General features: G+C 69.2%; 6 protein-coding genes and 1 tRNA gene. 3 read left to right on the top strand and 4 right to left on the bottom strand.

Annotation, left to right across the window (positions count from 1 at the left end; translation table 11 throughout):
* Window positions 1–76 precede the first annotated feature (76 nt).
* Complete coding sequence (locus tag H7A85_RS10475) at window positions 77–6,508, top strand: type I polyketide synthase (RefSeq protein WP_182085889.1); 6,432 nt, start codon at window positions 77–79, stop codon at window positions 6,506–6,508.
* A gap of 84 nt (window positions 6,509–6,592) precedes the next feature.
* Here H7A85_RS10475 and H7A85_RS10470 read toward each other — a convergent pair whose 3' ends face one another.
* From H7A85_RS10470 to H7A85_RS10460, 3 genes are all read right to left on the bottom strand, one after another.
* Window positions 6,593–8,992 (bottom strand): EAL domain-containing protein, encoded by a 2,400-nt coding sequence (locus H7A85_RS10470; protein WP_182085888.1) that lies wholly within the window; start codon window positions 8,990–8,992, stop codon window positions 6,593–6,595.
* Window positions 8,993–9,169: 177 nt separating this feature from the next.
* Window positions 9,170–10,405 (bottom strand): DUF4147 domain-containing protein, encoded by a 1,236-nt coding sequence (locus H7A85_RS10465; RefSeq protein WP_182085887.1) that lies wholly within the window; start codon window positions 10,403–10,405, stop codon window positions 9,170–9,172.
* Between the two features lie 196 nt (window positions 10,406–10,601).
* Window positions 10,602–10,675 (bottom strand) — tRNA-Gln (locus H7A85_RS10460).
* A 335-nt stretch (window positions 10,676–11,010) separates the two neighbouring features.
* On the opposite strand from H7A85_RS10460, the gene H7A85_RS10455 reads away from it, so the two are divergent.
* Both H7A85_RS10455 and H7A85_RS10450 read left to right on the top strand, forming a co-directional pair.
* On the top strand, window positions 11,011–12,447 hold the full coding sequence (locus tag H7A85_RS10455) for a Ppx/GppA phosphatase family protein (RefSeq protein WP_244631106.1): 1,437 nt from the start codon (window positions 11,011–11,013) through the stop codon (window positions 12,445–12,447).
* On the top strand, window positions 12,444–13,190 hold the full coding sequence (locus H7A85_RS10450; RefSeq protein ID WP_182085886.1) for an RlmE family RNA methyltransferase: 747 nt from the start codon (window positions 12,444–12,446) through the stop codon (window positions 13,188–13,190). Before H7A85_RS10455 ends, H7A85_RS10450 begins: the two co-directional genes overlap by 4 nt.
* A gap of 12 nt (window positions 13,191–13,202) precedes the next feature.
* Here the strand turns inward: H7A85_RS10450 and H7A85_RS10445 are convergent, their stop codons facing one another.
* Window positions 13,203–14,591, bottom strand: a complete 1,389-nt coding sequence (locus H7A85_RS10445; RefSeq protein ID WP_182085885.1) for an MFS transporter — start codon at window positions 14,589–14,591, stop codon at window positions 13,203–13,205.
* Between the last annotated feature and the right edge of the window lie 64 nt (window positions 14,592–14,655).

Genomic DNA, 14,655 nt, shown 5'->3' with positions numbered 1-14,655 from the left:
TCCTCTCCCCGGCAACGATGAGTTGAAACGAGGAGGGCGATCCCGGCGGTCGATCGCGTGGGCGAGGACAAGCGGCATGAGCGGATCGAGCGACGAGGCGTCGGGCAGCGACATCGCGATCGTGGGCATGGCGATGCGGGTTCCGGGCGCGCGCAACGTCGGCGAGTTCTGGGCGAACCTTGTGGGCGGTGTGGAGTCGATCCGGGATCTGACGGCGGAGGAGCGCAACGCGGCCGCCGACGCCGGCGACCGCGTGGACGACCCGCGCTATGTCGCGCGCGCGGCCGAGCTTCCCGACATGGAGATTTTCGACGCCGAGTTCTTCGGAATGAGCCCGAAGGAAGCGGCGATCATGGACCCGCAGCATCGCCAGTTCCTCCAGTGCGCCTGGGAGGCGATGGAGGATGCGGGCCGCATGCCGGACGCCACGTCCGGCCCGGTCGGCGTCTTCGGCGGCTGCGGCATGGGCAGCTACTTCTACGCCAATGTCTGCGGCAACCGGAAGCTGTTGGACGAGGTCGGCCTGTTCCTCTTGCGCCATACCGGCAACGACAAGGACTTCCTGACCACCCGCGCTTCGTTCCTGTTCGATCTGCGCGGCCCCAGCGTCAACGTCCAGACCGCCTGCTCGACCTCGCTCGTCGCCGTCCACATGGCGTGCCAGAGCCTGCTGGCTGGCGAATGCGAGACGGCGCTCGCCGGCGGCGTGACGATCGAGCTGCCGCATCGGCACGGCTATCTCCACCAGGAGGGCGAGATCCTGTCACCGGACGGGCGCTGCCGCCCGTTCGACCATCGCGCCGGCGGCACCGTGTTCGGGTCGGGAACCGGCGTCGTGGTGCTGCGCCGTCTTTCGGACGCGCTCGCCGACGGCGACCCGGTCCACGCCGTCATCAAGGCGACGGCGGTCAACAACGACGGCTCGAACAAGGCGGGGTATCTGGCGCCCGGCGTCGGCGGCCAGTCCGAGGCGGTGATCGAGGCGCTGGGGCTTGCCGGCATCGCCGCCGACACGATCGGCTACGTGGAATGCCACGGCACCGGCACCTATCTCGGCGATCCGATCGAGGTGGAGGCGCTGACGCAGGCGTTCCGCCAATCCACGGATGCCACCGGCTTCTGCCGGATCGGATCGGTGAAGAGCAATATCGGCCATCTCGACACGGCCGCCGGCGTCGTCGGCCTGATCAAGGCCGCGCTCTGCGTCCGGCACGGCGTCATTCCCCCGACGCTCGGCTTCGAGCGGGCCAACCCGGCGATCCCCTTCGAGACCGGCCCGTTCCGCGTCGCCGATGCGCTGATCTCCTGGCCGGCGGGCCGGGGCCCGCGCCGGGCCGGCGTCAATTCGCTCGGCGTCGGCGGCACCAACGCGCATGCGATCGTGGAAGCGCCGCCGAGCGCGGCGAAGGCTCCGGCCTACGCTGCGCCCGAAGGCCCGGCGCTTCTGGTTCTGTCCGCGCGCACCAGAACCGGGCTCGACGAGGCGGAACGCCGGTTGGCCGACGCCCTGTCCGAGCGCCCCGAACTGACACTCGCCGACACCGCGCACACGCTCCTGACCGGCCGCAAGCGCTTCGAGCAGCGGCGTGTCGTGGTGGCGGGAAGCCGGGCCCATGCGATCGCCTCGCTGCGCGGGGAGGCGCCGCGCCTCGCCTTCGATCAGGAGGCGGTGGCGGAGGCGGGTGAGCCGGCCTTCCTGTTTCCCGGCGGCGGGGCGCAGCATGTGGGCATGGCGCGCTCGCTGATCGCGTCGGATGCGGGCTTTCGCGCCACCGTCGAGGAAGGTCTCGCCGCGCTGGAGCCGCAGGTCGCCGCCGAGATCCGAAGCGTCTGGATGGCCGAGTGCGACGACCGGGCGGCCGGCGAGACGGCGTTCCTGCGACCGTCGCTGCAACTGCCCGCGATCCTGATCGTCGAGGTCGCGGTGGCGCGCTGGTGGATGGCGCGTGGTGTGCGGCCGGCCGTTCTCATGGGTCATTCCATGGGCGAGAACGCGGCGGCCTGCGTGTCCGGCGTCCTGACCCTCAGTGACGCCGTTCGTCTCGTGCGCCTGCGCGGCGAACTCTTCGAGACGGCCGAAGCCGGCGGCATGCTATCGGTCGCCATGAGCCGTGAGGCGCTGCTCGAGATCCTGCCGGACGCGCTGGACCTCGCCTCGCAGAACGCGCCCGAGCTTTGCGTCGTTTCGGGGCGCAACGAGGATCTGGAGCGCTTCGCTCAAACGCTGGAGGCGCGGGGGCAGGAAGCGCGCCGGGTGCCGATCGACATCGCGGCCCATTCGCGCATGCTGGATGCGCTTCTGCCCCGCTTCGAGGCCTTTCTGCGTACCTTGCGCCTGTCGCGCCCCGCGATCCCCATCGTGTCCAACCTGACGGGCGGCTGGCTGTCCGTGGAGGATGCGACCGACCCGCTCTACTGGGTGCGCCATCTGCGCTCCACCGTCGAGTTCGGCAAGGGTATGGCGCTTCTGGCCAAGCGGCGCGGGCGGATCTTAATCGAGGTCGGCCCCGGCCGCGTCCTGTCCTCGCTCGCCAAGCTTCAACCGGGCGTGGCCGCTGCGCAGGTGATCAACAGCCTGCCGCGCGGCGACGATCCGGCGGATGATGCGCAGCATCTCCTAGGCGCGCTCGGCCGTGCCTTCCTGGCGGACCTCGCGGTTCCCGTCGCGGCCCTGCCGGGCGCGGCCGGCGGCCGGCGCGTGTCGCTTCCGACCTATCCGTTCGCGCGCCAGCGCTACTTCATCGAGCGGGTGAAACCCAGCGCCGCGACCGAGGAGGATGCCCCGCTGCGCCGCTTGCCCGACATGGCGGGCTGGGGCTGGCGTCCCGGCTGGCGCCGCTCCGCGCCCGGTCTGACGCTCGGGAAAAGCGACGCTTCGGAGCGCGGCGCCGTGCTCGTGTTTCTGGATCGACAGGGGTTCGTCGCGCCGCTCGTTTCCGCCCTGCGGGCGTCGGGCCGCCGCGTCGTGACCGTGGGGGTCGGCGACCTGTTCGCGCGGCATGCGCCGGATCGTTACTCGCTCCGCCCGGCGGACGGGCGCGCCGGCTACGAGGCGCTGGTTTCGGCGTTGAAGTCGAGCGGCGGCATTCCCGAAACGGTTCTCCACCTCTGGCTCGTCACGTCCGGCGGCGAGGACGATCCGCGGCGCGTGCGGCAGGAGGGCTTCTTCAGCCTCCTCCATCTGACGCAGGCCGCCGGCGACGCGGTTCCTGCCTCGTGGTCGATCCAGGTCGTCGCCAACAGGTTGCAGCGCATCGGCGAGGAAGCCGGCCTGCAGCCGGAAAAGGCGCTGGTGCTCGGCCCGGCGCAGGTGCTGCCGAAGGAGATGCCCGGCCTTTCGATCCGCGTTCTCGACATCGACCCCGTGCTGATGGAAATTCGCGCGCGCCACGCTTCCGCGGCCGAGCCGAACGCCGCGATCTATCGCCAGCTGATCGAGGAACTGGACGCCGACCCCGCGAGCGAGATCGTCGCCTATCGCGGCGCCCATCGCTGGACGCGCATCGTCGAGCCGCTGGCGCTTCCGCCCGTCGATCGCGAGGCCGATCTGCCGATCCGGCAGGGCGGCGTCTACCTCGTCACCGGCGGCCTAGGCGATCTCGGCCTCTCGCTCGCCCGATCGCTGTGCGAGCGCTACGGGGCCCGCCTCGTCCTCGTCGGCCGCTCCCCCCTGCCGCCGCGCGAAGACTGGGCGGCGGAGCGGCGGGTTCGCGCACGAAGCGACCGGGTTCGGCGCGCGATCGAGCGCATCGAAGCGCTGGAGGCGGAGGGGTACGAACTGCACATCGCCCAAGCCGACGTCGCCGATTTCGACGCGATGAACGAGATCGTCGCCGATGCACGCCGTAAGTTCGGCCGGATCGACGGTGTGTTCCATGCGGCCGGTCTCGTCGACGACGGCTTGGCTGCGACCAAGGGCGACGAGGCATTCGAAGCCGTCCTTTCGCCGAAGGTCGACGGGACGAGGGTGCTCGATCGCATCTTCGGGGGTGCCCCGCTCGACCTCTTCGTCCTTTTCTCCTCCACCAGCACCGACACCGCGCCGGTCGGCCAAGCCGACTACGTGGCGGCCAACGCCTATCTCAACGCCTATGCGGACGCCGCACGCGGCCGGCCCGGACGGCGCACGCTCGCCCTGCACTGGGGCGTCTGGAACGAGATCGGCCTGGCCGCCCGCGCGATGCCGGCAGGGCGCGCCGACCCGGCCGCGTCCGCCGATCCGGTGCCGGCCAAGGGGCCGTTCTTCCGATCCTGGGTCGAGGACGAGAGTGGCGCCTCCTGGGCGGAAACGGTGCTCTCGCCCCGCACCGACTGGGTCCTGAACGAACACCGTATGGTGTCAGGCCAAGCCGTGATGCCGGGCACCGGTTATGTGGAGATCCTGGCGCAGCTGATGGCCGAATGCGGCTTCAGCCGCGCGCTGGCGATCGAGGACCTGACCTTTCTCCAGCCGCTTCTCGTCGGCGACGACGAAATCGTTACCCTGCGCGCCGGTCTCCAGCCGGACGGGAAGGGCTACCGCGCCCTGATCCAGGCGAAACGCTCCGACGTGTTCGAGACCTTCGCGCAGGCCCGGTTCGTGCCCGTCAGACAGACCGCCGCGCCGGAGCGACTGTCGCTGGACGCCATCCGGCTCGCCTGCGGCGCGACGGAGCGTGCAGACGAGGGCGAGGCGCTGCGCTCCGTGCAGGACGGGCGCATCGGGTTCGGTCCGCGCTGGCAGGTCCTGCGGTCCGTCGCGATGGGGCAGGGCCAGGCGATCGCCGATCTGGCGCTGGACGAGCGCTTCGTCGGCGACGCGGCGCAGATGCATCCGGCGCTTCTCGACATCGCGACCGGTTTCGCCATGGGGCTGGAGCCGAGCTTCGCGCCCGGCGACGTGCTTTGGGCTCCGATGTCCTATGGCCGTGTCGCGATTCATGCGCCGCTCGGTTCATCGGTCACCAGCATCGTGACCCTGTCTCCCGATCGTCTCGGCGACGGGTTCGCCAGCTTTTCGGTCGTTCTTTGCGATCCCGACGGCCGTGTCCTCGCCCGCATCGAGCGCTTCGTCATGCGCCGGCTGGACAGCGATGTCGCCTTCGCCGCGCGCCGGCCTGAGCCCGTGCGCGCGGTCTCAGTGCGCCCTTCCAGCCCCGAAACGCAGCGCCTGGAAGCACAGGTTCGGCAAGGCATTCTGCCCGCCGAGGGCTTCGAACTCCTACGCCGGGCGCTGGCGAGCGGCGAGGCGCAGCCGATCCTATCCTCCCTCGACCTGCCGACGCTCCAGCGCCAGGCGGCGGGCGGCGCTATGGGCATGGGATCGAGTGGCGATACCGACGGCATGCGCTTCGAGCGGCCCGATCTCGACAGTGCCTTCGTGCCCCCGCGCACGGAGCTGGAAACCACGATCGCCGGCTTCTGGAGCGAGCTCCTGGGGATCGAGCGGATCGGCGTCGACGACAACTTCTTCGATATCGGCGGCCATTCGTTGATCGCGGTGCGCCTGTTCCGCATGATCCGCAAACGCTTCGGCGTGGATCTGCCGATCTCGGTTCTCTACGAGGCGCCGACGATCGCCGGTTGCGCCGCGCTGATCGGCGAGGTGCCAGTCGCGGATGACGATGGGGGCAAGGCGCGCGCCGGCGAGGGCCCCGATCCCGCGCGGCGGCCGACGCATCTCGTCGCCATGGGCGCCCAGGCGGGTGCGAACGGCACGCCGTTGTTCCTGTGCGCGGGCATGTTCGGCAACGTCCTCAATTTGCGCGAACTCGCCCTTCATCTGGCGACCGAGCGTCCGGTCTACGGGCTCCAGGCCCGCGGTCTTCTGGAAGGAGATAGCCCGCAGGAAACCTTCGAGGAGATGGCCGAAACGTGCCTGGCGGAGATCCGCGCGGTGCAGCCGCATGGGCCCTATCTCCTCGGCGGGTTTTCGGGCGGCGGCATCACCGCCTACGAAATGGCGCGCCGGCTGCGTGCGGCGGGTGAGGAGGTCGCACTCGTCGTGATGCTCGATACGCCGCTTCCCGGCGCGATGTCGCTCGACTTGGCCGACCGGCTCCACATGAAGCTGCAGGACCTGCGCCGCGACGGGCGCAGCTTCATGCGCCGCTGGCGCGAGGACCGCGCCAACTGGCGCGAGCATTTGCGCACGACGAGACAAGCCCGCGACGGGGAAGCGGGCGAAGCCTCGCTGCGCAGTGCCCGGATCGAGACGGCGTTCCGCGCCGCGCTGCCGCGCTACACCGTTCAGCCCTACGAGGGGCGCGTCGCGCTCCTTCGCCCGAGGCTTGAGGTTCTATATCGCCTGCGCGGCGGACGCCGCCTGCAGGCGGGCCGCAACGCGGCGTTGGACGACAACGGCTGGTCGCCCTTCGTCGCCGACCTGACGATCCGCGAAGTGCCGGGCGATCACGACGGGATGGTGCTCGAACCCTTTGTGCGCATCCTGGCGGATCGTCTCCGGCCCCTCCTGCGCGACGCGGACCGGCAAGGGCCGAAGGCGAACGTCCTGCTGGCCGCCGAATAGGGACGGGCCGTTCCGCCTCCCGCGCGTCTCTTCGCCGACGGACGAAGCCAATTCGAAGCGCGGCCGACAAGCCGCGCCGATCCCTCAGGCGACGGCTCGTGCTTCCGGCGCGGCGGCCTCGCCACGCCCCTGTTGTTCCAGCGCGAGCTCGAAGTCCCGAAGGCACATCGGCTTGCCGAACAGGTAGCCCTGGCCTTCCACGACGCGGTCCTTCAGGTAGTCGGCCTGCGCTCTCGTCTCGATCCCTTCGGCGATGACCTCGAGCCTGCACCCCTGCGCCATGCGAACCACGGCATCCACGATGCCCTGATCCTTCTCGTCCGTCTCGATGTCGCGAACGAAGGAGCGGTCGATCTTCAGCCGCGTGATATCCAGTTGCTTCAGCATCGTCAGCGAGGCGAAGCCGGTTCCGAAATCGTCGAAGGCAATGCCGACGTTCATCGCGCGAACGCGCGACAGATGGTTGGCGATCGTTCGCTCGTTGCGAAGAACGATGTTCTCCGTGATCTCGAGTTCGAGGGCGTCGGCTGGAAGACCGGTGACGCGCAACGCCTCCTCGACGCGCTCCACGAAGTCGGGCATGCGCAACTGCGCGGCGAAGAGGTTCACACCGATGCGAAAATCAGGGCAGATCGAGCGCCTTATCGCCATCGCGTCCCGGCAGGCCGTCTGCAGGATCCAGTCGCCGACCGGGGCGGCGAGATGGCCGGACTCCAGGATGGACAGAAAGGCGGCCGGCGACAGGACGCCGAGATAGGGGTGGTTCCACCGGATCAGGGCTTCTGCGCCCACGATCCGATCGTCGGCGAGGTTCACCTGCGGCTGGTAGTAGAGTTCGAAGTTCCGACTGTCCCATGCATCGCGCAGATCGTCGGCGACGCCGAGGCGTTCCTTGAGGGACGTCCGAAGTTCGGGCGTGAACAAGCGGACACGGGCTCGCCCATTGGCCTTCGCGTCGTAGAGCGCAAGGTCGGCCGCCAGCATCAGGTCGGCGGCGGAAATGCTGTCCGACTGGGACGGCATCAATCCGACGCTGGCCGACACGTGGGCGATCTGATCACCGACCTCGATCGGGTCCTCGACGGCTGCGATGAGCCGGCGACCGACGTCGGCCGCCCTCAGGGGATCGGCGGTGTCGCGCAGGAGAACGGCGAACTCGTCACCGCCGAGCCGCGCGACAAGGTGTGTTTCGCCGACGACAGCGCGGACGCGCCGGGCCACCGCGCGAAGGACTTCGTCCCCTCCCACGTGCCCGACGGCATCGTTCACGTCCTTGAAGCCGTCGAGGTCCATCAGAAGCAGCGAGAAGGGGGTGCCGATCTCGCTATGCTCGCCGACGCATGCCGAAAGGCCGTCCTGGAACCGCGTCCGGTTCGCCAGCCCCGTCAGGGCGTCGGAATAGGCGAGCGTGCGGATGCGCTCCTCGGCCAGAAGACGCTCGCTCTGATCGCGAAACGCCACCACCGTCTGCCGGCTACCGGCGAGGTTGACGTCGCTGCGTAGGACACGAACGGGCAGCAACGCCCCCGATACGGTCGCGAGCCGGGCGTCCACCTCCTCGCGCTCGGGCAGGGCGCGAAGATCGATGTCCGGGAGCAAAGGCGCCAGATCGCGCCCCGCCAGCGCTTCGCGGGACATTCCCGTCAGGCGTGCCAGACTGTCGTTGGCCGTGATGATCCGGTTTCCTTCGCAGATCGCCAGCCCTTCCAGGCCGAGATTGGCGAGTTCGCCCAGACGCTGCCTCTCGTATCTCAGTTTGGCCTTGGCCACGAGCGTCAGGCGCAGGCCGAGGATCGCGGTCGCCGCAAGGCCGAACGAGACCAGGGCGACGACGGGCGCCAGGATGTCGGGAGAGATCGTCGAAGCGGGAAGCCGCACACGGGGATCGAACTCCAGCGTCATCGCCACCATGCCCCCGATGTGGAGCACGCCGATCGCCAGAACGAGAAGGGGGGCGCCGGCAGCGCTGACCGCGCGCTGGCGTTCCACCGAGGCGAGGGTCGCCAGTCCGAACAGGGGAAGGCTCGCCAGGATCGTGGACGATACGATCGTCATGTCCCAGGCAACATGGCCCCTGACGACATAGGCGGACTGTCCGACATAGTGGAGCACGGTGACGCCGAGCCCGATCACGATCCCGCCCGCGAACCGCCGCCAGCGTTCGCGGCGCCCGAGCGTCAGCATCAGGCCGGCGCCGATGCCGGCAATGGCGAGAATAAGCGACAGCGCCGTGGTGAACGGCTCGAACCCCGACTGCATTCCCGGACGGAAGGCCAGAAGGGCCACCATATGCGTCGCCCAAGCCGTGCATCCCGCCGTCACCAGGGACAAGACCGCCCAGCGGCGCCGTCCCCTGACGTCGCGACGCCCCGCGTGGCGCGCCACGGAGAAGGAGCCGTAGACGCCGACGAGGCAGACCGCGGCCGCAAGGGTCAGAAGCCTTGGATCGTTCAGAACACCAAGGCAGTTCAGCAGGACGTTCATCGTTCCTCCAGCGCAAACGCATAGAGGTCAGAGGTTAAGGACCAGGTCGGGATCGCCTGCGTGGAATGCCGGTTCCGCTCTGACGGCATATTGTTTGATGAACCGGCAAAATATCGAGCGTACGATGGATAGCGGGTGGACGCTCGGCACGAAGCCGTACGAAGCGGTTGCCTCTAATCAAAGACGGATCAGCACCTGGAGGTCGGCCACGTTCGTTCCCGTCGGCGCCATGCGGATGAGATCGCGGGAAGCCTGAAGCGCGTGGTAGCTGTCGTTGCGCGCAAGAGCGTCGGAGGGGTCCACGCCGGCGGCGCGCAGGCGCGCGATGGTGCCGGGATCGACGAGGCCGCCCGCCGCGTCGGTCGGTCCGTCGCGGCCATCGGTGCCGGCCGAAAGGAACACCCAGTCGCCCGCGAGCCCGCGTTCCTTGGCCAGCGCGGCGACGCGCAGCGCGAGTTCCTGATTGCGCCCGCCAAGGCCCCCGCCGACGACATGCACCGTAGTCTCCCCGCCCAGGAGAACCACGCCGCCGGGCTCGGGCATATGCCGCAGAACCGTATCGGCAGCGTCCGCCACATCGCCGATGAGCGGCTCGGCGACGATCCGCGCCGCCCCGCTCGCCTCCGCCATGGCCATCAGCGACAGGGTATTCGACCCGATCAGCCGGTTGTCCGCCACGGGCGGGGCGCTCGCCGGCCGATCGCTGCGCAGGAGATGGGTTCGAACGGCGTCCGGGAGCCTGTCCCACAGATGGAGGCGGCGGAGCAGGGCAGCAGCTTCGGCGGGCGTGCCGAGCGGCGGCGCGGTCGGGCCGCTGGCGACGACACTGAGATCGTCGCCGACGACGTCCGACAGAACGAGCGAAACGACCCGGGCGGGATGGGCGGCCCGCGCGAGGCCGCCGCCCTTGAGGCGCGACAGCGATTGCCGGACGAGATTGGTTTCCCTGATGTCCGCGCCCGACGAAAGCAGCAGGCGGTTGACCGCGATCTTGTCGGCGAGCGTCAGGCCTTCGAGGGGGGCGGGCAGGAGCGCCGACGCTCCGCCCGAAACGAGCGCCAGAAGATGATCCCGCGGCCCGAGCGCGCTCGCGCGCCGCAGGGCCTCGCGCGCCGCGCGCTCGCCCCGTTCGTCGGGCACCGGGTGGCTGGCAGCCATGACCTCGGCCCCGGGTATCGCGGCATCCAATCCGTCGATCGTCACCACGAGCGTTTCATCCGCCTCGACCACGGAAAGCGCGGCCTTCGCCATGGCGGGAGCCGCCTTGCCGACGGCAATGAGCGACAGGCGGCCGCCCGGCGGCAGCGGCGCGTCGCGCAGCGAGCGCACCACCGATTCGGTCGGATCGGCGGCCGCAACACCCGCCTTGAACAGACGGACGGCCTCGGCCCGCGCTTGCGCAAAATCCTTCATCTCGGAACACCTCCCGTGCGATCCCGCGCTCGGCCTTTCGCCTCTTCGCCAGGTCGATGCCGATGGATCGGCATCGACCTCAAGGCGATGGTGTAGATACCTTGAGAGCGCTTGGCGAGTTGTTCCGCCACGACCGATCAGAGCCAAAGGCGACTGCGGCAAAGCAATTTGTGTACGCGGGACTTTGTGGAAGAAGTGGCTGGGGAACCTGGATTCGAACCAAGACTAGCGGAGTCAGAGTCCGCTGTTCTACCCTTAAACTATTCCCCAGCAGGAATGTCCGCCTCGAAAGGAGAACCGAACGAACCGGCGGAACCGGTCGCGTTCGTTGAGGCCGCAAATAAGAGATTTGCCGGCGGCCGTCAACCGTTCAATTCATGACGAGGGCGACTCTTCGCCAATGGGGCGAAAACATGTCCCCATGGCGCAATCGGGGGATGGGGCTTCGTCAACCCTTGTGCATTGTGGCGCGTCGGCTACACTCCGGCCAACGTCGAGAACCAGCAAATCGTCGAGCGCCCTCGCGGCTGCTCCGGAGAAGAATAGTGATCCATGAACCGCAGGGTCGGTCGGCCGCGAGGCAGGTAGACAGCGATATCGTCGGAATGCTCGGCCCGCGGGTGGCCTCCGTTTCCCCATCCATGGAGCGGCCGCAGGCGAGCGAGGCCGCTCAGACCGAACGCATCGTGGAGGGCGGCGACGGGGCGTCCGAACCCGGCGATCGCAAGCTTTCCAAACGTCAGCGCCGACGCCGGCGCAAGTCCGCCAGCGCTCCTTCGACGACGAACGCTTCGCTGCACGACCTTCCGCCCGCTTTGTGTGCCAAGGTCGTGGAAGCGGAGCGTGCGTTACGTGGCCGCGACGCACCGGAGGAGGCCGCCGCGCCAGCCGGCAAGGGGCGGCGGCGACGGCGTGGGCGCGGGCGTGCGGCCCCGGTGAAGGCACCCTTCTCCCCGGCGCCCGCGCGCGTTTCGATCGCGGTGCCGATTTCGGGGCGCGCAGCCGGGCTCGGCAGCACCGAGTTCGGGCGTCAGCCGGCTTATGCCGCGCTCGATCTCGGCACCAACAATTGCCGGCTTCTGGTGGCCGTGCCGACGCGCCCCGGCCAGTTTCGGGTGATCGACGCGTTTTCGCGCATCGTGCGCCTCGGTGAGGGGCTCGGGCGCACCGGCAGCTTGGCGGCGACCGCGATGGACCGCGCGGTGGCCGCGCTGGAGATTTGCAGTCAGAAGCTGTCCGCCCGTGAAATTCGCGGCGCGCGGCTGATCGCCACCGAGGCCTGTCGCTCGGCGGCCAACGGCGCGGAGTTCATCGAGCGCGTCCAGCGCGAAACGGGCCTGTCGCTGGAGATCGTCACGCGCGAAACCGAGGCGCGGCTCGCCGTTTCGGGCTGCGGTTCGCTGGTGGACCGTTCGGCCAAGGGAGCGGTGCTCTTCGACATCGGCGGTGGGTCCACGGAGATCGCGCTTCTCGACCTTCGGCGCGGAGCGAGCCGGCGCCTGTCCAACCACATCGTCGCTTGGACCTCGCTTCCCGTGGGCGTCGTGTCGCTGGCCGAGCGGCATGGCGGGCGGGATGTTTCGGCCGACGTGTTCGAGCGGATGATCCGCGAGGTCGAGGGGATGATCGCCGGGTTCGCGGGGGCGGACAAGCTGCGCGATCTCGTCGGCCAGGACGGGTTTCACCTTCTGGGTACGTCCGGCACTGTGACGACGCTGGCCGGCGTCCAACTCGAACTCGAGCGCTACGACCGCCGGCAGGTGGACGGCCTGTGGCTGACGGACTCGGAGGTCGATCGTCTGGTGTCGCGCATCGCGGGATGGAGCTTCGAGGAGCGCGTGGCCAACCCCTGCATCGGCTCGGAGCGGGCCGATCTCGTGCTCGCAGGGTGTGCCATTCTGGAGGCGATCCGCCGGGTGTGGCCGGCCAAGACGCTGCGGGTCGCCGATCGCGGCCTTCGCGAAGGGCTTTTGACGGAAATGATGGTAGCGGACGGCGTTTGGCGCCGTCCCGCGCCCGCGAATGCAAGGCAGACGGCGTGACGGCGAGTTCGGGACGGGGTGACGATCGCGGGCTGACCGTCCGCGTCAAGAAGAAGAGCAAGCTAAAGGAATCGTCGCGCCAGTGGCTTCAGCGCCAGCTGAACGACCCCTATGTACGCCGCTCCAAGATCGACGGCTACCGCTCGCGCGCGGCCTACAAGCTGATCGAGATCGACGATCGCTACAAGCTTCTGCGCAAGGGCATGCGGATCGTGGATCTGGGCGCGGCGCCGGGCGGCTGGTGCCAGGTGGCGGTCGAGCGGACGAGCGCTTCGGCGGCCGAGGCGCATGTGGTCGGGATCGACTACCTGCCCGTCGATCCCATTCCCGGCGCGACCATCCTAGAGCTCGACTTCCTGGACGAGAGCGCGCCCGCGCGGCTGATCGAGGCGCTCGGCGGCGATCCCGACATCGTCCTATCGGACATGGCTGCGCCCACCACGGGGCATCGCCGGACGGACCATCTGCGCACCATGCACCTGTGCGAGGTGGCGGCCGACTTCGCCATCCGCACACTGAAGCCCGGCGGCCACTTCCTGACCAAGACCTTTCAGGGCGGAACGGAGGGCGAGCTACTGGCGATGCTGAAGCGCAACTTCCGCTCGGTCCACCATGTGAAGCCGCCCGCATCGCGCGAGGGCTCGGTGGAGCTCTACCTCTTGGCGAAGGGTTTTCGCGGCGCCGCCAAGGCCGGCCCTGACGGCGCTGAAGAGGACGACGAGGAGGCCGGGCCGCTCGGCTAGGTCCCCACCGCGCTATTCCGCCGGAACGCGCCGGCCCGCGAGTTCCGCGCCGGCCTCCCTCGGCAGACGGAGGATCGGCAGCGCGGCCAGCATGGTGACCAAGCCGACGACGAGGAAGGCGGCCGAGAAGTCCGAAAGGGTCGCGTGGCCCGTTCCGTTGAGGACGATGCCCGCTTCCAGGATGCCGCCCGCCGTCGCGACCCCGCTCGCGATCGCGATCTGCTGGAAGGCCGCCAGCATCGAGGTCGCGTCGCTGGAATAGCGCTGCGGCACATCGGCGAAGGCCAGCGTGTTCACGCCCGTGAAGAACATCGAGCGGAAGAAGCCGCCGATCAGAAGCAACGCCACGAGAAGCGCCACCGGGCTGTCCGGCCGATAGAAGGCGATGGCGGCGATCAGAACCCCGCCGACGAGCGAGGCGAAGAGAAGCGCCGAGCGGAACCCGAAGGTGCGAAGGATCGGACGGATCAGCGCCTTGGTCGTCATGGCGCCGCCGATCGACACCGCGCTGACGAGGCCCGACTGGAAGGCCGAATAGCCGAAGCCGAGCTGCAGCATCAGCGGAAACAGGAACGGAACGGCACCCGCGCCGATCCGGAACAGGGCCCCGCCGACGACGGACGCGCGCAGCGTCGCGATGCGCAGGAGCTCCAGCCGGACGACGGGATGCTCGGTGCGGCGCGAATGCCTGATGTAGAGAACCGCGAAGACGGCGCCGACCAGCGTGGTGGCGACGCCCACCGCCGGCGGCAGGGCAGGCAGGGACACGACGGAAAGGCCGAACACGACGCCCGCGCAGGCGAGGCCCGAAAGCGCGAAGCCCGTCCAGTCGAACACGACGTCGCGCACCGGCTCGACGCGCGGCAGGAAGCGTTGCGCCATCGCCATGCCGATGATTCCGATCGGGATGTTGATGAAGAAGATCCAGCGCCAGTCGGCAAAGGTCGAGATCGCGCCCCCGAGCGGCGGGCCGATCAGCGGGCCGACAAGGGCCGGCATGGTGAACCAGGCCATCGCCGACACGAGATCGGAGCGCGGCACGGCCCGAACCAGGAGAAGCCGGCCCACCGGCGTCATCATGGCGCCACCCATGCCTTGCACGAAGCGCGCGACGACGAAGCCCTCCAGCGTCTGGGCGAAGCCGCAGGCCAGCGAGCCGACGAGGAACACGCCGATCGCGGTCTGAAAAATCGGCTTGGCGCCGAAGCGATCGGCCATGCGCCCTGAGATCGGGATGAACACGGCGAGCGCGACATAGTAGCTCGTCAGCGCCAGCTTGAGAGCGATGGGGCTGGTGCCGATATCCCTGGCGATCGTCGCCAGCGAGGTCGCGATCACCGTGGAGTCGATGTTCTCCATGAACAGGGCGATGGCGAGGACGAGCGGGACGATGCGCTTCAAGGGAACGGCTTTCGGCACGGGAAAGTGATGCCGATATAAGCGCCCCTTAGCATCGGCGCCAGTG

Origin of the sequence: Aureimonas sp. ME7 (assembly GCF_903970965.1) — a bacterium.
In the GTDB taxonomy this organism is placed as follows: domain Bacteria; phylum Pseudomonadota; class Alphaproteobacteria; order Rhizobiales; family Rhizobiaceae; genus Aureimonas.
This window is presented reverse-complemented; position numbering and strand designations above follow the sequence as displayed.

Bases quoted from the DNA above. Each gene is read 5' to 3' on its own strand.
- H7A85_RS10475 (WP_182085889.1), top strand. From the start codon at position 77: ATGAGCGGATCGAGCGACGAGGCGTCGGGCAGCGACATCGCGATCGTG.
- H7A85_RS10470 (WP_182085888.1), bottom strand. From the start codon at position 8,992: ATGAACGTCCTGCTGAACTGCCTTGGTGTTCTGAACGATCCAAGGCTT.
- H7A85_RS10465 (WP_182085887.1), bottom strand. From the start codon at position 10,405: ATGAAGGATTTTGCGCAAGCGCGGGCCGAGGCCGTCCGTCTGTTCAAG.
- H7A85_RS10455 (WP_244631106.1), top strand. From the start codon at position 11,011: ATGCTCGGCCCGCGGGTGGCCTCCGTTTCCCCATCCATGGAGCGGCCG.